General features: G+C 34.0%; 13 protein-coding genes and 2 pseudogenes. 6 read left to right on the top strand and 9 right to left on the bottom strand.

The annotated features are described in order from the left end of the window. Nucleotides 1-174 precede the first annotated feature (174 nt). The 5 genes and pseudogenes from AC4BBR_RS05280 to AC4BBR_RS05260 all read left to right on the top strand — a co-directional run bounded on the left by AC4BBR_RS05280 (nucleotide 175) and on the right by AC4BBR_RS05260 (nucleotide 8386). Nucleotides 175-2121, top strand: coding sequence for an ABC-F family ATP-binding cassette domain-containing protein (locus tag AC4BBR_RS05280; RefSeq protein ID WP_490461511.1), 1947 nt, complete (start codon nucleotides 175-177; stop codon nucleotides 2119-2121). A gap of 13 nt (nucleotides 2122-2134) precedes the next feature. Next, complete coding sequence (locus tag AC4BBR_RS05275; protein WP_490461510.1) at nucleotides 2135-2770, top strand: GntR family transcriptional regulator; 636 nt, start codon at nucleotides 2135-2137, stop codon at nucleotides 2768-2770. 1316 nt (nucleotides 2771-4086) lie between these two features. Then, nucleotides 4087-5277 carry a quaternary amine ABC transporter ATP-binding protein gene (locus AC4BBR_RS05270; protein WP_490461509.1) on the top strand — a complete coding sequence of 397 codons (1191 nt, stop codon included), beginning with the start codon at nucleotides 4087-4089 and terminating at the stop codon, nucleotides 5275-5277. Then, nucleotides 5270-6985: an ABC transporter permease/substrate binding protein gene (locus AC4BBR_RS05265; protein ID WP_490461508.1), complete on the top strand. Its 1716-nt coding sequence runs from the start codon at nucleotides 5270-5272 to the stop codon at nucleotides 6983-6985. The genes AC4BBR_RS05270 and AC4BBR_RS05265 overlap by 8 nt, the downstream gene beginning before the upstream one ends. Nucleotides 6986-7138: 153 nt before the next feature. Beyond that, nucleotides 7139-8386, top strand: a pseudogene (locus AC4BBR_RS05260) (IS256 family transposase). A 363-nt stretch (nucleotides 8387-8749) separates the two neighbouring features. Here AC4BBR_RS05260 and AC4BBR_RS05255 read toward each other — a convergent pair. The 9 genes from AC4BBR_RS05255 to AC4BBR_RS05215 all read right to left on the bottom strand — a co-directional run bounded on the left by AC4BBR_RS05255 (nucleotide 8750) and on the right by AC4BBR_RS05215 (nucleotide 20593). Continuing rightward, a complete protein-coding gene (locus AC4BBR_RS05255) occupies nucleotides 8750-9709 on the bottom strand; it encodes an IS30 family transposase (RefSeq protein ID WP_490459128.1) in 960 nt (319 codons plus the stop codon). A 251-nt stretch (nucleotides 9710-9960) separates the two neighbouring features. Then, the gene (locus tag AC4BBR_RS05250; RefSeq protein WP_490461507.1) at nucleotides 9961-10395 is read right to left on the bottom strand and encodes a hypothetical protein; all 435 of its coding nucleotides are present in this window, start codon (nucleotides 10393-10395) and stop codon (nucleotides 9961-9963) included. Nucleotides 10396-10402: 7 nt separating this feature from the next. Beyond that, a complete protein-coding gene (locus AC4BBR_RS05245; RefSeq protein WP_490461506.1) occupies nucleotides 10403-11974 on the bottom strand; it encodes a T7SS effector LXG polymorphic toxin in 1572 nt (523 codons plus the stop codon). Beyond that, the gene (locus AC4BBR_RS05240; protein WP_490461505.1) at nucleotides 11974-12321 is read right to left on the bottom strand and encodes a DUF3958 family protein; all 348 of its coding nucleotides are present in this window, start codon (nucleotides 12319-12321) and stop codon (nucleotides 11974-11976) included. The genes AC4BBR_RS05245 and AC4BBR_RS05240 overlap by 1 nt, the downstream gene beginning before the upstream one ends. Further along, nucleotides 12318-12608 (bottom strand): TIGR04197 family type VII secretion effector, encoded by a 291-nt coding sequence (locus AC4BBR_RS05235; RefSeq protein ID WP_490461504.1) that lies wholly within the window; start codon nucleotides 12606-12608, stop codon nucleotides 12318-12320. Before AC4BBR_RS05235 ends, AC4BBR_RS05240 begins: the two co-directional genes overlap by 4 nt. A 214-nt stretch (nucleotides 12609-12822) precedes the next feature. Beyond that, nucleotides 12823-13821: a hypothetical protein gene (locus AC4BBR_RS05230; RefSeq protein ID WP_490461503.1), complete on the bottom strand. Its 999-nt coding sequence runs from the start codon at nucleotides 13819-13821 to the stop codon at nucleotides 12823-12825. 183 nt (nucleotides 13822-14004) lie between these two features. Continuing rightward, entirely contained in the window at nucleotides 14005-14508 is a 504-nt protein-coding gene (locus AC4BBR_RS05225) for a hypothetical protein (protein WP_490461502.1), read from the bottom strand. A 719-nt stretch (nucleotides 14509-15227) separates the two neighbouring features. After that, nucleotides 15228-15404, bottom strand: coding sequence for a hypothetical protein (locus tag AC4BBR_RS05220; protein ID WP_490461501.1), 177 nt, complete (start codon nucleotides 15402-15404; stop codon nucleotides 15228-15230). Continuing rightward, nucleotides 15401-20593: an isopeptide-forming domain-containing fimbrial protein gene (locus AC4BBR_RS05215; protein ID WP_490461500.1), complete on the bottom strand. Its 5193-nt coding sequence runs from the start codon at nucleotides 20591-20593 to the stop codon at nucleotides 15401-15403. The genes AC4BBR_RS05220 and AC4BBR_RS05215 overlap by 4 nt, the downstream gene beginning before the upstream one ends. Nucleotides 20594-21353: 760 nt before the next feature. Between AC4BBR_RS05215 and AC4BBR_RS05210 the strand changes: the two are divergent. Beyond that, nucleotides 21354-22206: pseudogene (locus tag AC4BBR_RS05210) on the top strand (transposase). Nucleotides 22207-22208: the final 2 nt, after the last annotated feature.

The raw sequence follows: 22208 nt of genomic DNA, 5'->3' as shown, positions 1-22208 counted from the left end.
CTCATAATAGCAGTTATTCCAAATAAAAAGCAATCTTATCGCTCAAAAAAATGAACTATTTTTTGAACTTTTTAGAATTATCAAGCAAAAATTTTGGTCCGATTGTAGGACAGGTGCTTTTTTCAATCAATTTGTGCTACACTAAAGTTATTGAAATAGAAATGAGGATACCAAATGATTTTACTCCAAGCAAACCAGATTGCCCGATATTTCGGCGCAGACACTTTGTTTGAAAACATACAAATGGAGATCAGTACAAATAGTAGAATCGCTTTAGTCGGTCGCAATGGTGCTGGTAAATCTACTCTTTTAAAAATAATTGCTGGTATCGATGCACCTGATGCCGGTACGATCGCTAAAAATAAAACAGCCAGTCTAGGTTACTTAGCTCAAGATACTGGACTTGTTTCTAATAAAACTGTTTGGGACGAGATGCTTGAAGCCTTTGTCGATGTGATCACAATGGAACAACGGATGCGTGAATTAGAGTTGATTATCAGTGAACTTTTGCCTGACGCTTCAAATTATGAATCTATTATGAAAGAATACGATCGGCTGCAACACGATTTTTCAGAAAAAAATGGTTACAGCTATGAAAACGAAATTCGTTCTGTCCTACATGGTTTTGGATTTAAAGAAGACGTTTATTCAAAACAGATCAGTACCTTATCTGGTGGTCAAAAAACACGATTAGCTTTAGCACGAATGCTCCTACAAAAACCAGATATTTTGATTCTCGATGAACCAACTAACCATTTAGACATCGAAACTCTTTCTTGGTTAGAAAACTACTTACCTAGTTACTCTGGTGCTCTTTTGATCGTCTCGCATGATCGGTATTTCTTGGATAAAGTTGTTACCGAAGTCTATGAGATCAGTCGTCATAAAATGAGGTATTACAAAGGAAACTACTCCAAATATTTAGAATTGAAAGCTGAACAATTGACCAGTGAATGGAAAGCTTACGAAAAACAACAAACTGAAATTAATAAACTAGAAGACTTTGTAGCCCGAAACTTAGTCAGAGCTTCCACGACTAAAAGAGCGCAAAGTCGTAGAAAAACGTTAGAAAAAATAGAACGTTTAGATCGACCTCAAGGGGATGAAAAATCTGCGAATTTTCTTTTTTCAATTGAAAAAGTCTCTGGAAATGTCGTACTTCAATTAGAAGATGCTGCGATTGGTTATGAAACTCATATCTTATCACAACCTGTTTCATTGGATATCCGTCGTCAAGAAGCAATTGCCTTGGTCGGACCTAACGGAATCGGAAAATCTACTTTGCTAAAATCGATTATTGGAAGTATTCCCTTCATTAAAGGTGCAGCCACTCTTGGAACTAACGTTCAAATCGGTTATTATGACCAAGAACAAGCAAACCTTCACGGAACCAAAACCGTTTTAGCTGAACTTTGGGATGAACATCCAACCACTTCAGAAAAAGATATTCGGACTATTTTAGGTAGTTTTTTATTCAGCGGAAATGATGTAGAAAAAACAATTCCACTTTTAAGTGGCGGTGAAAAAGCCCGGGTTGCTTTGGCAAAATTATCCATGGATAAAGAAAATTTCTTGATTCTAGATGAACCGACCAACCATTTAGATATTGATAACAAAGAAGTTTTGGAAAATGCTTTGATCGATTATGAAGGAACACTTCTTTTTGTTTCACATGACCGTTACTTCATTAATCGCATTGCAACTAAAGTTATTGAACTTTCTGAAACTGGTAGTAGACTCTATTTAGGTGACTACGACTATTACCTAGAAAAGAAAAAAGAAGAAGAAGAATTAGCTTCATTATTAGCTGAACAATCTGCCACAAAACAAGTAGATACAGTAAAACCTAAAAATGACTTTTATCAAAACAAGGAACAACAAAAAGTGCTTCGTAATTTGAACCGAAAAATTACACAAATTGAAGAAAATCTGACAGTATTAGATACAACGATTGGCCAGCTTGAACAAGCAATGAGCGACCCTACGCTTGTTGATGACCATATGAAGCTAATGTCATTAAATGAAGACTTAGAAACGAAACGTGTTGAACAAGAACAATTGCTGACTGAATGGGAAAATTTTAGCTTAGAACTAGAAGAATTAGAAGAAAATAACGAATGAAAGGCGGTCAAACATGACTTCAAAACGCATAAATGTGACGAAACCAAAGTATCAGCAAATTGCTGTTGATGTAGCCGCTAAAATCGCTGATCAGACTTTTCCTGTGGGCGATAAACTTCATGCACGATCCACTCTTGCAAATAAATACAGTGTTTCTCCTGAAACAGCCCGCAAAGCAATCAGCGTGTTAGTTGATTTAGAAATCGTCAAAGCAAAACACGGCAGTGGCTTCTATGTTCACTCAATGAAAAAAGCTGAACTCTTCGTTGAGCAATACCATGATGTTCAATCGATTCATGATTTGAAGGATGATCTAATTGACAGTGTAAAAAAACAAAAAGAAGAATTAAGTCACTTCTCAGAAATTTTGGATAAACTTGTGGATCAGACCAAACGCTTTGACTCATTCAATCCGTTAAATCCGGTAACATTTACACTAACCGACGATGCATCACACCTTGAAATGACGATCAGCGAACTAAATTTATGGCAAAGTACTTCTGCCACTTTGATTGCGATCAAACATGGTGATGAATTACTGGTATCTCCTGGGCCTTATACCAAACTGACTGCTGGTGATACGATTTATTTTGTTGGTCATGAATCCACACTGCAACGAGTTCAAAATTTTTTCTATCCAAATTCATGAACTATAAAATAACCAAATCTAAATCAACCCCAAAGAGTTAAATTTTCAGATCTAACTTTTTGAGGTTGATCTATTAATATACAACTTTTTTATCCATCTTATTTACTATACTGTTTAGGGCATTTTCAAAATGTTTATCTAAAAGGAATTCCACTTTCTTTTCATTTTCATGTAATAATAAGTTTTTGTATGATCCTCAATTTTTTTCATCTCCTTTTTAATCTAAAAAAACACTGTACCTGTCAAAATTTTCCTTGCCGTTCTATAAGAAAAAAATAGAGCAGATCGTTATATTATCTTCCTTTTGTATTTCAAAATTGATTGTTGTTTTAATCAAGTCGTCACTATACCCAAAAACCAATTTTATTTGATTGTTGGATAGATTACTTTGTTTAAGCAGTAGATTGGGAATCGTATCAGGTATCACACAAGCTGCTGTACAAAGTGCGCCCGTCAACGCAATTGTTTTAGCAACATCTCATCTTGATTATTGCCAAACCTATCTAAATCGTCTTTAAATAGAAATACACCTTTACTCGCCCATCCTCGATAAATACTACACTCGATTTTTCTCTACTCTATCACTCCTATCTAGCTTAATTATATGTTTGAAAGAAACCGAAGTACCAGCAATATTTTTGATAATAACCATCAGTGATAACTATTATCAATTAACAGTGTCGTCTAGTTTAATAGATGTTTTTGCCAAATACATTGTTCATTAGCGAAACATTCAGATAATTACTAAGATGGCATTTATAATTAAAAGATCTACCAAAAAATTTCCCAAGAACTTTTTTCAGAGTAATCAACGATCATCTACTGAAAAAAACTTAAATTGATTTTTCTAGCTAGCAATTCAATGGTCTAAATATCGATTATCGATCTTGAGGTATAGATGCTCAGTTTGAAGTCTGGATTCCCATTTCAAAAGATAGCTACGACAATTACTTTGTCTATTACAAGCATTTCCCACTGATTTGGTATTATGAACTGACATATTCATCTTCTCTGATAAAATTTAATATCACTTTCTTTTCTCTTTTTAGATCGCTAATTTGACAAAGTGACTACACGATGTTAACCTAGAATGGTCACTTTTTGCAGAAAAGAAAATAATTTTCTTTGCATGCATATTAAGTTTTAGTGTTATAACTAAAAATACTGGCGTTTGTAGTTACCTAGCTTCACGAGCTAGTCTCTCGGGAAAAAGATAAAATCCGATTGTGGCTTAAAACGCCACCCTCTGTTTTTCCTTTTTTCCTGTCGAGACTGAATGAGCTCGTTCAGCTTTTAAAATAAGGAGGAATTTTGTTTTGCCCAAAGTAAAAGTTTCGCATTTAACAAAAATATTCGGTAAAAAGTCAAAACAAGCACTGGATATGATCAAAGAAAACAAAGATAAAACCGAGATCTTGAAAAAAACTGGCGCTACTGTAGGAGTTTATGATGTGAATTTCGAAGTGGAAGAAGGAGAAATCTTCGTGATCATGGGGCTTTCTGGTAGTGGTAAGTCAACATTGATTCGTCTATTAAATCGTTTGATCGAACCCACTTCCGGAAATATTTTTATTGATAATCAAGATATATCAAAATTGGATAAAGAAGGTCTTAGAGAAGTTCGGCGTAATAAGATGAGTATGGTATTTCAAAATTTTGGTCTCTTTCCTCACCGTACAATTTTGGAAAATACTGAGTACGGTTTAGAAGTTCGTGGTGTTCCAAAAGAAGAACGAAAAGCTAAAGCTGAACAAGCCTTAGAAAACTCAAGCTTACTTGCTTTTAAAGACCAGTTTCCTAATCAACTATCTGGCGGAATGCAACAACGTGTCGGTTTAGCTAGAGCCTTGGCTAACGATCCAGAAATTTTATTGATGGATGAAGCCTTTTCTGCTCTTGATCCATTAATTCGTCGAGAAATGCAAGATGAATTAGTCGATTTACAAGAAAATGTGAAGAAGACGATCATCTTTATCACACATGATTTAAATGAAGCTTTACGTATTGGCGATCGAATTGCTCTAATGAAAGACGGTCAGATCATGCAAATTGGTACTGGTGAAGAAATCTTAACAAACCCAGCCAATGATTACGTTCGTACCTTCGTTGAAGATGTGGATCGTTCGAAAGTTCTAACTGCTCAAAATATCATGGTTCCAGCATTAACAACCAATATTGAAATCGATGGTCCGACGGTTGCTTTAACTCGAATGCGCCAAGAAGAAGTTAGTATGCTTTTAGCCGTTGATAAAAAACGTCAACTAAAAGGTGTGGTCCGAGCTGAACGCGCATTAGAAGCTCGTAAAGCGGGTAAACCATTAACTGATTATGTAGATACTGATATCACTACAATTGATAAAGATATGCTCGTCAACGATATTTTCCCAATCATTTATGATTCACCTACACCAGTTGCCGTAACTGACAATAATAAATTGCTTGGTGTTGTCATTCGAGGCAGCGTTCTTGAAGCATTAGCAGAAACAGAGGTGACTATCAATGAATAATTATCAATTACCAGTGGCAAGTTGGGTCGAAACAATTACAGAATGGATGACGAATACTTTCTCAGGAGTTTTCAGTTTCTTCCAAACAACGGGTCAAAGTTTAATGGACGGCATCACTTCCCTATTAGTTGCGATTCCTCCCGTACTATTTATTATTATTTTAACTGCCATTGCATTCTTTATTTCAAATAAGAAAATTGGTTTAAGTCTGTTTACACTGATCGGTTTACTTTTCATTTATAATCAAAATTTATGGACAGATTTAATGAGTACCGTTACTTTAGTTTTACTTTCTAGTGTGGTTTCTATCGTTATCGGTGTACCACTTGGAATTTTAATGGCTAAAAGTAATAAAGCGCAAAGTATTATTACGCCTATTTTAGATTTCATGCAGACAATGCCTGGATTTGTTTATCTAATTCCTGCTGTTGCCTTTTTCGGAATTGGTATGGTTCCTGGGGTGTTTGCCTCAGTGATCTTTGCTTTACCACCGACAGTTCGTTTTACGAATCTTGGAATTCGTCAAGTTCCCAAAGAACTCGTTGAAGCTTCTGATTCATTTGGTAGCACTGGTTGGCAAAAATTATTCAAATTGGAATTACCATTAGCTAAAAATACCATTATGGCGGGTGTTAACCAAACAACGATGCTCGCACTTTCTATGGTAGTTATCGCATCCATGATCGGAGCTCCTGGTCTTGGTCGTGGCGTTCTTTCTGCTTTACAACGTGCCCAAGTTGGAAATGGCTTTGTTAATGGGGTTGCGTTAGTTATCCTAGCCATTATCATTGATCGTTTTACTCAAAATTTAAATAAGAAAAAAACAACTCCAGCTAAATCAAAACTATCTAAAAAACAAAAAATTGGTGGAACTGTTGTAGCTGTTATAGCGATCGTCGCTTTGATTGCAAGCTCTACCCTTTTCTCTTCTGCTAAAAATGATGAAAAAAATATTTCTCTTTCTTATGTAGAGTGGGATACAGAGGTTGCCTCAACTCATGTCATCGGTGAGGTTTTAAAAGATGTTGGTTACAATGTCTCACTAACACCGTTGGATAATGCCATTATGTGGGAATCAATCTCAAAAGGAGAAACAGATGCAATGGTTGCAGCTTGGCTTCCTGGAACACATGGTGAACAATACAAACAATATAAAGATAAAGTGGATGATTTAGGTGAAAATCTAAAAGGTGCTAAACTTGGTATCGTCGTTCCACAATATATGGATGTCAATTCAATCGAAGACCTAAAAGATCAAGCTGGTAAAAAAATTACTGGTATTGAACCTGGTGCTGGTGTTGTTGCGGCGGCTGAAAAAACGCAAAAAGCTTACAACAACTTATCTGATTGGTCAGTAGAAACCTCTTCTTCTGGTGCAATGACTGTTGCTCTCGGTCAAGCAATCAAAAATAAAGAAGACATAGTTATCACTGGTTGGTCTCCTCACTGGATGTTTGCCAAATATGATCTTAAATATTTAGAAGATCCAAAAGGCACAATGGGCAAAGAAGAAGCAATCCATACAATGGCTAGAAAAGGATTGGAAGAAGAAAATCCTGAAGCCTATAATATTTTAAAAAATTTCCATTGGACGAAAGAAGATATGGAATCTGTTATGTTAGAAATCAACAATGGAACTGATCCAACACAAGCTGCTAGAGACTGGATTAACAGTCACTCAAAAGAAGTCGCAGAGTGGAAAAAATAATAAAAAGTGCTGACCGTGATTTTTATGGTCAGCACTTTTTTGAGAGTGTAAAATAAACTGTGTAAGTAGCTAATTCTAGATAAGCTACTTATACAGTTTTTCTTTTCGTGTAAAGAAAATTCAGATAAAATAAAAATGAAAGGATGCGAGAATATGGCAAGACAGAAAAGAGATCCTAAAACCGTCGAACTAGCGAAAACTATTCTAGAAAACTACAATCCTGAAAATGTCGATGACATGCAAGAAGCGCTAAAAGATATTTTTGGTCCCTTATTTGAACAAATGCTTCAAGGCGAAATGACCCATCATTTAGGCTACGATATTCACTCAAAACAGGAGAAAGAAACGAACAATCGAAGAAATGGATTTGGCTCTAAGAAAGTAAAAACAAGCTTTGGAGAAGTCCCTATTGATGTACCTAGAGACAGAGAAGCCACGTTTGAACCAGAACTTATTAAGAAACGTGAACGGGATGTTTCAGCTATCGAATCAAAGGGTTTGTCCATGTATGCCAGAGGTATGTCCCAAAGAGATATCGCTCATACCATTGATGATATTTATGGGTTTTCCATTTCTCACGAAATGATTTCTACAATCACTGATTCTGTTCTTCCAGAACTGGAGGAATGGCAAAATCGTCCTTTAGCGAAGTGCTATGCCTTTGTTTTTGTGGATTGTATGTATGTGACGTTAAGAGAAAATTATGAAGTGAAAGAATATGCTGTCTATACAATTCTTGGGTATGATTTAAAAGGGAAAAAAGACATTTTAGGGTTGTGGCTGAATGAAACTGAGAGTAAAAACCGCTGGATGCAGATTTTTGATGAATTGAAATCTCGTGGTGTATAGGATATTTTCTTTATGTCTATGGATGGTGTTTCTGGTCTTGAAAATGGCGCAAAATCTATTTTTCCAAAGGTGATCGTTCAGCGTTGTATCGTCCATTTAGTGCGCAATGCGCTTCGGTATGTTCCTTATAAAGACTACAAGGAATTTTCTAGGGAAATGAAAAAATTTTATGGTGCTCCTTCGTTAAAAGCTTGTCAGAGTGCTTTTGATACCTTTCAAAAACGTTGGTCTCACTACTCTGGTGCTGTAGAGGTTTGGAAACGTAATTTTTCTCATGTGGAACAACTTTATGATTATGGTAGCGCAGTGCGTAAAATTATGTACACAACAAATGCCGTTGAAAGTATTCATTCCAGCTTTAGAAAAGTAACTAAAAAAGGCGCATTTCCAATTGAAACCGCTCTTTTGAAACTTCTTTATCTACGAGTAACAGAATTGGAAAAGAAATGGACAGCTGGGTTTATACCCAATTGGCCGATGGTCTTAAATCAATTAATGGCGAATGAACAGTTTTCTGAGCGCATCAATACTTATAGCTTATATATTTCCTAGTCACTGTTGCATCAAAAAAGAACATCAAATTTTCCTTTTCGGTAAGGTTTCTTTCTTAAGCTCTTTTAACCAAAGGTTATTTAGGAATTATTTAATGTTCTTTTTCGTTCTTAGATTTATCAGTTACACACTTTAGTTGACAACCCCATATTCTCCGCATTTATTTAATACCTTACGAAAAAACAGAAAAATCAAACTTGTAATAACACCTGTAACAACACCTTCTGGCACTACTTTAATACAACCCCAAAACCAAAGAAAAATATCTTGTAAAACTTGCGTTTCTTACGTTCCTCCTCTTAAAACCTTCCCTAAAACATAATTTTCATAGAGATAACTAAAATCAAAACAACTTTTGATTTGTCAAATTAAGCTAGACAAATGTCTTTCATTTATGTAACTCAAAAATACTTCTAATGGTGTTCGATAATTTAAAGATTTCCTTGGTATGTGATTTCTTTTAGAGGTGACAGCCGCAACAAAAGCTTGGTCAACTTGATTAAAATCCATTGTTTTAGGCAGCCCATCTTTACGTAATAACCCATTCGAATGCTCATTTAATCCGCGTTGTGAGGGGGTTCCAGGGTCTGCAAAATAGATAGAAATATCATTGACATTACTCATGTTTTTCCAATTTGAAAATTCTTTTCCACAATCAAAGGTAATGGATTTGAACAAGTTTCTGGGAATCTTTTGTAGCCAATCAGTTGTCGCTTTTTCAATATCCAATGCTTTCCGACCATTTGGTTTTAATGTAATAATCACTTTTGAAAGGCGTTCAACTAGAGTGATGATGGCACTTTTATGATGAACGCCAACAATTGTGTCACCTTCTAAATGCCCAAATTCCTGTTGGAAATTAGGGTAGTCAGTGGATCGTTCTGAAATATTGCGTTTAAATGCTTGCTTTCCACGACGTTCTTTATGCCCGTTGGGCTTTCGTTTCCCTTTCATTGGTAGTTTTGAGCAATCAAATTGATTCGCTTTAAACTGACGATAAAGTGTTCTAACAGAGCATGAAATAGGAAACTCAGCTCGACCAATAATCACATCAGGTGTCCACCCTTGAGCCACCATAGATTGAATGTAATCATGCTGTTTTGTAGGCAAACTAATGGGTTGTCGACCACAACGTGTTTTATTTTCTTTATATTGTTGGTAATAGTCACAGATAGATTTTCCTTGTTTCAGGAAGTTGTAAACATTGTAGATTGTCTGTCTAGAACGAGTTAAAGTCTTAGAAACCATCGTAACAGGTTGGCTCATATTGAAATAAGCTTCTATCATCACGAGTTCATTTGATGTAAGATGAGTATAGGTCATTTGTCTTCACTCCTTATAATTCTTTGGTCGGAACTATTTTGAGTGTAGCACAAATGACTTATTTAGTTGTCTAGCTTAATTTTACTATCGGCGACTTTTAAAAAACATAACTCGACAGATAGTTGATGATATATACAGAAAACCAATGAATATTATTATGTTAAGCATCATTGGTTTTCACCTCTATGAATATTCAATAACCTTTTATTCCATTTTAATATGCTCTATGAAAAATAATTTTTTATCAATTATTAAGAAAATTTCTCAACGTAAATTGTATAGATATACTGATTTTTGACTTTTGAAATTTTTGTTATTATTTTATATTGTGAATGATTAAGAACATCTTCCGAAACTAATGTACTTGAAGCTATTTCATTATTTTTCAAAAAATTACTTTTAAGTTCTTTTTTTGAAGGATTTTCCATAATTAAATTTGACAAGCTACTGGATTTATTGGCTCTGTATATATAATTAACTATTTTATCCTCTGATAATTCAGAAAAATTGAATCTTCTCTGATAGTACATATCTTTATTTTTGATATGCTTATCTATCGAAGCATCCCATTTTATCAATGGCACCTGACCTAGATAAGGAACTTTAATGTAATTAAATTTCAAATAAAAAAATCCAACTACTACTAAAATAACTGTTAGTAAAAATATCCATTTCTTCTTTTTCATAGATAACCTACTTCAGTGAATTATTTGAATTGATTACATTTAACAAAAATTCTGCAAACACTTTTTGTTCTTCTACACTCATATCTTTATATGCACCACCGTTAATAAAATCAGTATATTGCTGTTGTAATATTGCTATTCCTTCATTATATGACCCATTTCCTATATTAGTTACAAATTCTTCTGCTCTATTCGTTTTTCCATTTGTTAATTGATTAAAATATTGATTCATAGCTTCTAAAGAATTAGTAGACTTTGAAATTCTATTAAATATGTTGACACTATCTAAATCTGCACGATAATCATCATTTCCTAAACTTGGCTTAGCTCCAGGTACTCCAGCTATATCTCCAATATAGCCAGAATTATTATTTAATCCACCTACTCCATTAAATAAACCAATTGATTCACCTAAAGAATCTTCTAAAATAGCGTTATTCATATACGAAGCTATGATAGCAGCCATGTGTGAAAAATCAACTTTATTGTTAAATTGGTTGAATAAATCTATATATTTTTGTTGTTCATTTACACTAAGTTTATTCCAATCAACGTTTTGATTTGCTACAAAACTATTATAATACTCTTTTGGATTTTTATAAATTCCTGAACATAAATTGTATTGATTCCAAATCATATTTTCTAAAGCATTTAATTCTTCCTTTGTTAATCCTAACTTGCCTAAAGAAGTCCTCCAGTCAGAGTTTAGTCCCCCAGTATAACTCCACATTCCCCAATCTTTAAGGTTTCCTGTATATACCGGTGATGCAAGCAACTGCCAAAATAATTTATTTGCGTTATCCGTTCCATACTCTTTTTTTAATTTTTGATAAATATCCATTAATAATTGGCTTTCTTCATTACTAAATCCAAATTGAGTCTCTAAATTTCTTAGTAATTTTTGCTCACTAGTCATATTTTTTTCTTGATAACTTTTCCATCGCTCATTAATAGTATTTTTCCACGATAAATCTTTTGGAATTGAAAACGTTCCTGTTGCCTCATTCCATGCAGTTTTTGTTTGAGCTAATCCAGTATTCATAGCACTTTGCAAGCTAGAGATTTCAGAAAATATTGAAGGTGAACTTGCATTAAATGCTAATAATTTACGTAATTGCTCTTCTAATTTTTGTTTGGAAGCACTATACATCCCAATTAACATCGAGTTAGCTATTAATTGAAATGTTTTTGTAATATCAGAAGTTTTTGATGAATTAATATCTTTACGGATATCTTCCGCTTGATTCAGTAATCTATCTGCTCTTCTAATCTTTTCTTCTAATTCAGATTGTTTTAAATCCCCACTATCTACTTGAGAAATATATTCTTCTGGAAATTTCTTCACTGCTTTTTCTACTGCTTCAGATAACAGTATCCCACCTTGTGCTAAAGGATACAACACCGATTGAAAATAGTCTTTTGCCGAATCATACGCTTTACCTGTTAAAAATGGGGCATTTAAAGTAAAATCATTGATTGCTTTTTGCAATTCTTGATATCCTTCTGCTTGCGATTTACACATGGTAGATACACTTGATGCTTGACTTTGAGAAGTAGAAACATACATATCAACACTCATTATTTGCTATCCTCCTCTGCTAATGCTTTTCTTTTTTCATAACTGATATCATCTAATTGGTTCAAAACTTTCTTTTTTTGTATACGTAATTCTTCCTCATCATTTTCCAAATACTCCATTACTTGTCTTGATTTTTGAGAAAATTCATCAAAGATTGATTTAAAAAAATTCCCTTGTTCATTCTTATCAAATTGATAACAAATATCATCAAAAAAATGCCTTGCTTCATAAAAATGATTGTCGTAATTTTCCTTAACCCGTTTAACTTGATTAACTTCACTACTTAAGGTTTCTTCTTTTAAATATAATTGCTTTTCTTCTTTTTGAATATCTTCTAATTTTCTCATTTTCCTAAACCACCTAAAGGTTTAAAAATAGTGTTTGCAACAGTTTGGTCTAAAGCTTCAAAATCCTTTGCTACACTTTGTAGATTACTAGATGCCAAAAATACCGCCTGAGCTACCTTAGTAGCTGTTTCTTGAGCTGTAGTAATGGCTTCTTGAGCATTTGTATTTCCTGCCACTGTTGTTTGAGTATCATTATTTATGCTTGATTGCTGTATTAATCTATCTGTTGCATTTTTTAGTGCAGTAGCCTTTTGGCTTGCTCCAGCCAAATCACTTTGTATTGCCATTAGTTACTCCTCCTTAAAAAAACTAATTGTAATAAAATCTTATCACACATATCATTTTGATAATAGTTAAAATTTACTTTTAAACATATATTTTGTTCTAAAATCATAATGTTCAAATCTATAATATTCCAGATTTTTTATTTTTTATTACTTTTACTCAATAAAATACAAAAAAAGTGATTGCAAAAATTCCTTCACAATCACTAATCTCGTATTAAATTTTTGGAAAATATCTATTGGTAAAACTAACCATTTTTCTTTTTGAAATTTTAAACTCTTCTTTTACCTTATCAAAATTCCCATCATACTTTTGAGAATTGATATGTTTGTATGCCTGATAATACTTTTTCAAAGATAATTGATTAAAATATTCCTTCTTAAGTTTAAAAAAATACGTTTTGGTAATTCCTCCTTCAATTAGATACTGTTTAATTCTATATTGTTTGTTTTCAAGTAATTTATCATAATACCTATCAATTAGATAAAATTCTTCTGAATAATCTTTTTTCTTACTAATTTTTGTGGTTCCATAAAGTCTTCTTCTTGATTTTTCACTTTTTGCTTTACTCTGCTTTGATACTAATAATTTTAATTGATAAATTCCCTCTCTATCTTTTGTTTCACGAACATATATATTTAATTGCTCTTCAATTAATTCTATTTCTTGATATTGTTTCGTTGATTTTTTATTATTTGGTAATTCTTCCCATTTCGCATATTCTGCATACGCATCCATAAATGCATAATATTGTATCGTATCCCATCCAACACTAGGATAATAGTAATTTTTCCCATCGATTATTTCACATTCAAAATTAATTTCTGATAATTTTTTTACAGGTTCCATATCATCGTAAATCTCTGCAATAATATCAAAATTATCATCTTCAAGAAGTTTTTCTATCGGTATTCTTGCTATCAAAAAATAATACAGCAATAAATAATAACGTCTATAGTAATAGCTTTCACAAAATTCTTTTGTTACCTCTAATTTCCCATTTTTTTCCACATATTCATTTGTTAGAATCAATAAATCGTGGAATGTTCTAATATACTTTTTTTTAAGTGATATATATGGGTTCAAGTTAGTAATTGCTTTGATTAATTCTTCTTCCTTACCAAACATAAATTGATAACAAATTTCCAAAAAACACTTATCTATTTTTTCGGCAATATCTATGAACTTTTCTCCATTTGATAGTTCTTCTTTCATGATTGCTTCCCTCTATATTCTTATATGTTATCATGTAGACTCATCATTAATTATCCCTTTAATAATATAGTTTGATTTGCATTTATTCTTTTTTTATCGCTAACTTGATTCTTATCCTAATATAAGTATAGCTCAGATTTAGTTTATTGTCTCAAAAGTTTTATCAGCTTTTACAATTTGCAATTATCCCTTACTTTTCTTGATACTTTCTGTTTCTTTGACCTCTTTTTTATTCTTACTTATTTTCTCTTTTTCTAATTTTTCTGATAAATCACTTAGCCCTAACGATGCTTTATAAAATTCTTTCGTTACTTGTTCGTATTTTTTCACAACTTTCTTATCTTCTGCAGTATAATCTTTTAGTTTTCCAAAGCCAATTTTTTCCACATCATTAATAAATTTTTGCGTTGTTTTGTTAATAAAATCCAAATTATTAGCTGAAGCAATATAGACTAATTGATTATTGCTATTTTTAACTACTTTCAAATTATCCACTTTACCATTTTTAATTCGAGTGGTTAATCCAACAACTACTCCACTTCTTCTTTTTCCATCGTTGCCAATTAATTCTTTTCCTAATTCTTTATCTTTCAACAATTCTACCCACAATTCTTCTGTCTTTAATCCGCTTTCATTTTTTGATAGCAATCCTTGCATTTTATTTAATACTTTAGCTGTTGTAGACATAACTCTCATTTCCTTTCGATTAAAACTGTATTTTTTACATCTACATAAAGCTGTTTTCACAATAACTTGACTTATTTTACCCAATATAATAACATATTCCAATTTATTTTTACAACTATTTTCCGTGCAAAAATCATGCAAATAAAAATGCAAATTTTGAACAAAGTTCATACAAAAATTGCTTTAATAAAATAAGAATGTTATCGTTATTAAATTTTAAAAAAGCTATATTATCAACGCTTTTCATAAAAATAACCACCGCTGGGTAGGCGGTGGCAAGGAGTTCTTTTTACTTGAGGAGTAAAAATGAAAAAGTGTTTTGTTTGGGTTTGTTATTGGGTATGACTAAATAATAACGTGAAAATTTGAAGAAACTATGCCTAAATCGTTTAGGTTTTCTATAGAGTGATTAAGAAAAAGTAAATAGGACTATTTTAACAAAATAAAATAGCTAATAATAAGATCAACTTATTTTAATGCCTATAAATTTTTTACCATTTGAGTGAAAACGACTAAAATCTAACTACAAAAAATAGAAAGAATTAAGATTAAAACTTCGGAAATAAGAGAGAATTCACTATAACTTGAAAAGTACCAATGAGCGATCCATCAAAATTTAATTTGAGATTCCCTGCTTGTTGTTATTTTCGTAAATTCTCACTTAATTTCTCGGAGCTTAAAACTTCAGTCCAGATCTCTGATTTCTAGAACTACTTTTCTTATTTTTCTACTTCTGTGATGACCGAATTCGTTTTTTCTTGCACATGTTGTTCGTTTGAATTGTTTTTTTGAGAAGTTTTTTCGTCTTCATTGGATCCATTGCGTTCATTTTTTTTATTGCCACAGCTACATAGGATGAGCAGCAAAATTACTAAAACGATTAACTTTCTTTTCATTTTGATCCCTTTCTTTTTGTTCTATATCCTAAAACAATCAAAATGATACCAATTCCTACGACAGGTAACATATAATTCATTGTTTCTCCAGCATTTAGAAGTTTCCCTTTAGAAGGACTATTTGTATTTCCCGGTGTCTCAGGCTGACTAGGAATAGTCGTAACAGTTATTTCTGGTTTCTCGGGATCTAATGGTTCATCTGGATCTCCAGGATTTACCGGAGGTACTGTTCCATTTACAATCGCAATATTTTTAATTGTTCCTGTCACTTGTTCTGTTACTTTTACTTTGAAGGACACAACAACTTCTTCTCCGCCTTTTAGACTGCCTAAGTTTTGTGTATCCAATTGTTGACCATTTACTTGATTGTCGGGTAAGGTTTTTGTTGTTCCATCCGGATAGGTTGCTTTTAATGTTCTGGCTTCATAACTTAATCCAGTTGGAATTGTGTCGCTTACTTGTACATTATTTACAATCGTCTCTGCTGCAGATTTATTTTTAGCAGACACGCGATACTCAATGATATCCCCGACTTTGATCATTTGATTGTCGGTCGACTTGCCAGCTTCATCATATGCCTTTTTACTTGTTTCCAATGTTCCGGCTTTTGGCATTACTTCCGTCGGAACTCCTGGAATTTCAGGTTCTTTTGGTTTGTTTGGATCTACTGGATCCGTCTTAGGCGTTATCGCCTGTGCTTTATTTACAACAGTCGATCCTGTCGCTTCTTCTCCAACTATTGCTTTAAATTCAACAGTTGCTGTTTCATTTTTATCATTAACTATCACATTCGGTACAGTTAAGACATTATCTTTCCATACATCACTGTCGTCTTGTGCTTGACTGTTGAATGTTGTTGTTCCTGGCACATAATTTAGATTTGCCGGTAACTTATCGATAATACTTCCATTCCATTGACCCGTTCCGTCTTTATGTGTCAATTTAATTGTATACGTAACCGTATCTCCTGGATAGACTTTCGTTTCTAATGTTCCGTTGACTAATTTTTCTCCCGTCACTTCTCCTGGTATACCTACGGATACTTGTGGTTTGTCTGGATCCAATGGTTTGTCTGGATCTCCAGGATTTTCTGATGGTACTGTTCCTTTTACTGATGCAACATTTTTCATCGTTCCTGTCGCTTGTTCTGTTACTTTTACTTTAAAGGACACAATGGCTTCTTCTCCACCGTCTAGACTGCCCAAGTTTTCTGTATCTAATTGTTGACCATTCACTTGACTGTCCGGTAAGTTTTTAACTGTTCCATCTGGATAAGTTGCTTTCAATGATCCAGCTTCGTAACTTAATCCTGCTGGTATTGTATCACTCACTTGCACATTATTTATAATCGCATCTGTTGCAGATTTATTTTTAGCAGACACACGATATTCAATAATATCTCCAACTTTAACGGTTTGATTGTCGATGGATTGACCTGCTTCATCATAGACTTTCTTACTCGTTTCAAATACGCCCACTCTTTTAATTACTTTTGTTGGTACTTCCGGTATTTCGGGTATCTTTGGATTGTTTGGATCTGATGGATCAATTGGCGGTGTCGGTTGCGCTTCTGCTTTGTTCACAACAGTTGTTCCCAACGCTTCTTTTCCAACAGTTGCTTGAAATTCTACTGTCGCTGTTTTATCTAAGTCATTAACAGTCACATTTGGTACGGTTAAAACACCGTCTTTCCATACAACACTATCGTCTTGTTCTTGACCGTTGAATATTGTTGTTCCTGATACAAAACTTAAGTTTTGCGGTAACGTATCTGTAATGCTTCCACTCCATTGACCGGTTCCAGCTTTATGTGTCAGTTTAATCGTATAGGTCAGCGTATCTCCTGGGTAGGCTGTCGTTCCGGTTGTTCCGTTGACTAATTTTTCTCCTGTCACTTCCCCTGCTATACCTACAGATGCTTGTGGTTCTTCCGGATCCAATGGTTTTTCTGGATCTCCAATTTTTTCTGGTGGTACTGTTCCTTTTACGATTGCAACGTTTTTAATCGTTCCTGTCGCTTGTTCTGTTACTTTTACTTTGAAGGATACAACGACTTCTTCTCCGCCTTTTAGACTACCCAAGTTTTCTGTATCTAATTGTTGCCCATTCACTTGACTGTCTGATAAGGTTTTTGTTGTTCCATCTGGATAGGTTGCTTTTAATGTTCCAGCTTCGTAACTTAATCCTGTTGGAATGGTGTCGCTCACTTGCACATTATTTACGATCGTCTCTGCTGCAGATTTATTTTTAGCCGACACACGGTACTCGATAATATCCCCAACTTTGACAGTTTGATTATCAATAGATTGTCCTGCTTGATTGTATCCACTTTTACTTGTTTCTAATGCTCCCGCACTTGGCACTACTTCTGTCGGTACTTCCGGTATTTCGGGTACCTTTGGATTATTTGGATCTGATGGATCAATCGGTGGTGTTGGTTGCGCCTCCGCTTTGTTTACAACGGTTGTTCCTAGCGCTTCTTTTCCAACAGTTGCTTGAAATTCTACTGTCGCTGTTTTATCTAAGTCATTAACAGTCACATTTGGTACGGTTAAAACACCGTCTTTCCATACGACATTGTCGTCTTGTGCTTGACCGTTAAAAGTTGTTGTTCCTGGCACAAAAGTTAAGTTTTGCGGTAACGTGTCTGTAATGCTTCCACTCCATTGACCGGTTCCATCTTTATGTGTCAGTTTAATCGTATAGGTCAGCGTATCTCCTGGGTAGGCTGTCGTTCCGGTTGTTCCGTTGACTAATTTTTCTCCTGTCACTTCTCCTTGTATGCCTACAGATACTTGTGGTTCTTCTGGATCTAGTGGTTTATCTGGATCGTTAGGGTTTTCAGGTGGTACTGTTGCTTTTACAGTCGCGACATTTTTAATTGTTCCTGTCGCTTGTTCTGTTACTTTTACTTTAAAGGACACAACGACTTCTTCTGCGCCTTTTAAGTTGCCCAGGTTTTCTGTGTCCAATTGTTGGCCATTCACTTGACTATCTGGTAAGGCTTTTGTTGTTCCATCTGGATAGGTTGCTTTCAATGATCCAACTTCGTAACTTAATCCTGCTGGAATTGTATCGCTTACTTGTACATTATTTACAATCGTCTCTGCTGCAGATTTATTTTTAGCAGACACGCGATACTCAATAACATCTCCGACTTTAACCATCTGATTATTGATGGATTGTCCTGCTTCGTCGAACGCTTTTTTACTTGTTTCTAATGCTCCCGCACTCGGTACTATTTCTGTTGGTACTGCTGGTATTTCTGGTGTTTTGGGATTGTTTGGATCTGATGGATCAACTGGCGGTGTTGGTTGCGCCTCTACTTTGTTCACGACAGATGTTCCTACTGCTTCTTTTCCAACAGTTGCTTGAAATTCTACTTTTGCTGTTTTATCTGAGTCATTAAGGGTCACGTTGGGTATGGTTAAAACACCGTCTTTCCATACGACATTGTCATCTTGTGCTTGACCGTTAAAAGTTGTTGTTCCTGGCACAAAAGTTAAGTTTTGCGGTAACGTGTCAGTAATGCTTCCACTCCACTCACCGGTTCCATCTTTATGTGTCAAGTTAATTGTATAGGTCAGTGTATCTCCTGGATAGGCTTTCGTTCCGTTTGTTCCATTGACTAATTTTTCTCCCGTCACTTCTGCTGGTGTTATTATTCCAGAAAATTGAGCAGAAACTTTATTAGTACTCGATTTATCAGTATCGAATGTACGGTCTGCCGTATTAGGTACATCTAATAAATTTCCTACTTGATATTTTTTTATTTGTTCAGGAGTGAGATTATCTTTTAACGTTGTTGAAATTTTCATTCTATAGTACTGACCATAGTTGTTTACATCCGTCAAAAAAGTTGGTTTTGCAGAAGCCGTCACTCTTTGACCGATTGTTTGTATAGTAAAGTTATTAGATACATTTGTTCCTAATCCATTGTAAATTTGAACATTATTTATTGTTAAAACATCTTCAATAGTATCTTCTAAAATAAACGATGAATATTGATTATCTTCTGTTCTATTAGGCATTAGTTGCGTGATATTAAATGTCGCATTTTTTTCTTCTAACGTCTTATTTTCTACTTCTTTTATAGGATCTGGATTATCGAAATTTCCAGGAAATAATCTACTAAATCCAATTGTACTGTTTATACTACCAGAACGCTCTGCCCCAGGTTTTAATTTAACTTTAGTCGTCGGTCCAAAAGTAATAGAAAATGTATTTCTAGGATCATTCAAACTGACCGAATTACCATCCGTGCTTTGTCTGGCAACCCCTGATACAGTCCCAGCTGGAAGTTCAATCTGGTTTAATACATTGTTTCTAACCACCAGACTTTGAACGATATTTGTTTCTGGATAAAATGCCAACCACTCCTGTAGATCCAATTGTCCCATATTAAAATGTCCTGTAATTTCTGCAGCTTCATTTGTGTCTTCATAAAAAAATCGATATTCTAGTACTGGCGGTAATGAAGACGGTGTATTCCTTATAGATCCTGGCTGGAAGTCCCCTAGTGTAGAAGCGCCTGCAGGGATATTTTTAATAACTATTTGAAATTCGTCTCCCGTAAACTCAACTGGGACTACATTCATACCTAATTTTCTTCCATTGTAATATCCGATATTATCGAATTTAACATACGTATTCTGGCTAGCAGTAACAACAGCTTTCCTTATATAGACAGTATTTTGAGAACCTAAGGATACTTCTGCACCATTTTCAATATACGTTGTTTTCGTTTCTGCGGTGAAAATAGGGGTAAATGAATATTTTGAATCTATAAACGTATTTGGATCCAATATAGTAACATAAGGCGCATCTACTATTTTTCCGATAACTTTAGGACCTGTCGTTATATCAGGACCTACTGGACCATTTTCACTAGTAGCTCTTTCCATACCAGAGCTAGGGGGAGCATTTGATGCTTCTTCGCTACTGGCTACTGTACTATTTTCCAAATAATCTTCTGTTGGTTGTGTTGGTTGTGCTACTTGTTCTTCTTGACTTTTTTCAGTCTGAGAATTTTGTATTTGCTCTGATGATTCTTTCATTTTTTCGTTTTCTTCTTTTGATGTTTGCTCTGTAGAAGAAACTGCCCCTTCTTCTTGCGCTATGCTCGCCATAGGGCTCACATATTGTCCGACCAACATTGCCATTATCAATATTTTTACTAGTTTCTTCATCCTAATCCTCCTAAAATTTTTTTATTTTCAACTTACAAGACATACTATCGATACCCTCCACTCCTTAAAAATAGCGATTCACTTTTTTTAAAATCCAAAAATATATTAAAATTGAAAAAATCAAACGATAGCAAACGATTGATTTACACCAGAAAGCGCTTTAAAAAAAAGCTACTTAAACTGGCTAAGGTAGCAACCAAAATAATTATCGAAAATAAACAAATGACTATCTGATTTTATTTATAGAAACATATAAAAATCTGGATGCTTATTCTTGTATCATTTTAAACCGCAGGATTATTTATTTTGGAGAGCAATTATTATCATTATTTTTTAAATTTAATCTAACATATTAAATTTATTTTGTAAAATATTAAAAAATTAATATGCTAAAAAGTATATTTTTTCATTTCCTATTCCGAAGATATAACATCGGATTTCAGAAGATTTAGAACTGTTAAACCATAATTTTTCAAATGAATATTCTATTTTTTTATAAAAATAATCTACAAATTATATTTTAATGCTGGTGATAAATCACTTATATTTTTAAAAATGAAAACAGTTAGTTATCTTATTTTAATCATCTTATTAACGTGCTTAGAATTTTAGCCTTAGAAGGTTCTGGCTCTAAAATAAATGGGACTGATGAAAGTAGAAATACTTTTCTCAGTCCCATGTTCATTTTTAGATAAAAAAATATCGTTCTCTGATAGAATTAAGCTGCGACACCAAATCTAACGGAGAGGAACGATAGGCTATGCTTCATGATATCAAAAAAATATTGAGAATCATAGATGAAAACCTAACAATTTTAGCTGTTTCGTTTCACGAATTGTTCTTAGTCATGGAACTAGCGAAACAACGTTATTCTTGTCGAAATTGTTCTCGTCATTGGACGGCAAACGCTTATTTTGTTGCCCCACATTGCTTTATCGCCAAGCATGTTTCCGGGAAGTTTCTCTCTTTATTAAAAGAAAAAATGTCTCTTCGCTTGATCGCTTCTCTGTGCCTTGTGTCGATTACAACCGTTATTCGTATACTGAGCGTATCTCCCTAAACAAAAGCAAACCTATTTACCCTCTGTGTTGATGGTGGATGAGTTTCGTTCCCATACTTCTCTTGAGGATAAAATGAGCTTCATCTGCGCCAATAAATTGAAAAGCAATTGGCGCTTTTTACTAAAAGATCGAACGACAATCAACCATTCAACCTACAAAACATGGCGTAGTTTTCGGGCACCAAAGTTTCCTTATCTAACCGAAGCAATGATGATTGAGCGACTTCTTGATTTTTCGCCTAGACTTCGTTTTACTTATCAAGTCTTTCACGAATTGGCAGAAGCGTTCCGAACGAAAAATCACCAAGAATTCTTTGAGCAATTGCGAACTCTTCCAGAAGAGTTCGATGAACCATTTCGTACGAGCATCACAAATTTATTAACTTATGAAGAAGGCATTCGTAATGCCATGATTTATCCCTATTCTAACGGGAAACTAGAAGCAATGAATACACATATAAAAACACTCAAGCGTGTCTCTTATGGCTTTAAATCCTTTCAAAATATGAAAACACGAATTTTTCTTATGAACGATTTGATAAAAATGACTTAACA

Source organism: Enterococcus sp. AMC1251 (genome assembly GCF_058216535.1).
Note: the sequence above shows the minus strand (reverse complement) of the source record. Positions and strands in the feature narration are given on the sequence as shown.

What these genes read in the sequence shown, in the direction of transcription:
- AC4BBR_RS05225 (WP_490461502.1), bottom strand. Translation starts at nt 14,508, where the DNA reads ATGTCTACAACAGCTAAAGTATTAAATAAAATGCAAGGATTGCTATCA.
- AC4BBR_RS05265 (WP_490461508.1), top strand. Translation starts at nt 5,270, where the DNA reads ATGAATAATTATCAATTACCAGTGGCAAGTTGGGTCGAAACAATTACA.
- AC4BBR_RS05230 (WP_490461503.1), bottom strand. Translation starts at nt 13,821, where the DNA reads ATGAAAGAAGAACTATCAAATGGAGAAAAGTTCATAGATATTGCCGAA.
- AC4BBR_RS05255 (WP_490459128.1), bottom strand. Translation starts at nt 9,709, where the DNA reads ATGACCTATACTCATCTTACATCAAATGAACTCGTGATGATAGAAGCT.
- AC4BBR_RS05220 (WP_490461501.1), bottom strand. Translation starts at nt 15,404, where the DNA reads ATGAAAAGAAAGTTAATCGTTTTAGTAATTTTGCTGCTCATCCTATGT.
- AC4BBR_RS05250 (WP_490461507.1), bottom strand. Translation starts at nt 10,395, where the DNA reads ATGAAAAAGAAGAAATGGATATTTTTACTAACAGTTATTTTAGTAGTA.
- AC4BBR_RS05275 (WP_490461510.1), top strand. Translation starts at nt 2,135, where the DNA reads ATGACTTCAAAACGCATAAATGTGACGAAACCAAAGTATCAGCAAATT.
- AC4BBR_RS05245 (WP_490461506.1), bottom strand. Translation starts at nt 11,974, where the DNA reads ATGAGTGTTGATATGTATGTTTCTACTTCTCAAAGTCAAGCATCAAGT.
- AC4BBR_RS05240 (WP_490461505.1), bottom strand. Translation starts at nt 12,321, where the DNA reads ATGAGAAAATTAGAAGATATTCAAAAAGAAGAAAAGCAATTATATTTA.
- AC4BBR_RS05215 (WP_490461500.1), bottom strand. Translation starts at nt 20,593, where the DNA reads ATGAAGAAACTAGTAAAAATATTGATAATGGCAATGTTGGTCGGACAA.
- AC4BBR_RS05235 (WP_490461504.1), bottom strand. Translation starts at nt 12,608, where the DNA reads ATGGCAATACAAAGTGATTTGGCTGGAGCAAGCCAAAAGGCTACTGCA.
- AC4BBR_RS05280 (WP_490461511.1), top strand. Translation starts at nt 175, where the DNA reads ATGATTTTACTCCAAGCAAACCAGATTGCCCGATATTTCGGCGCAGAC.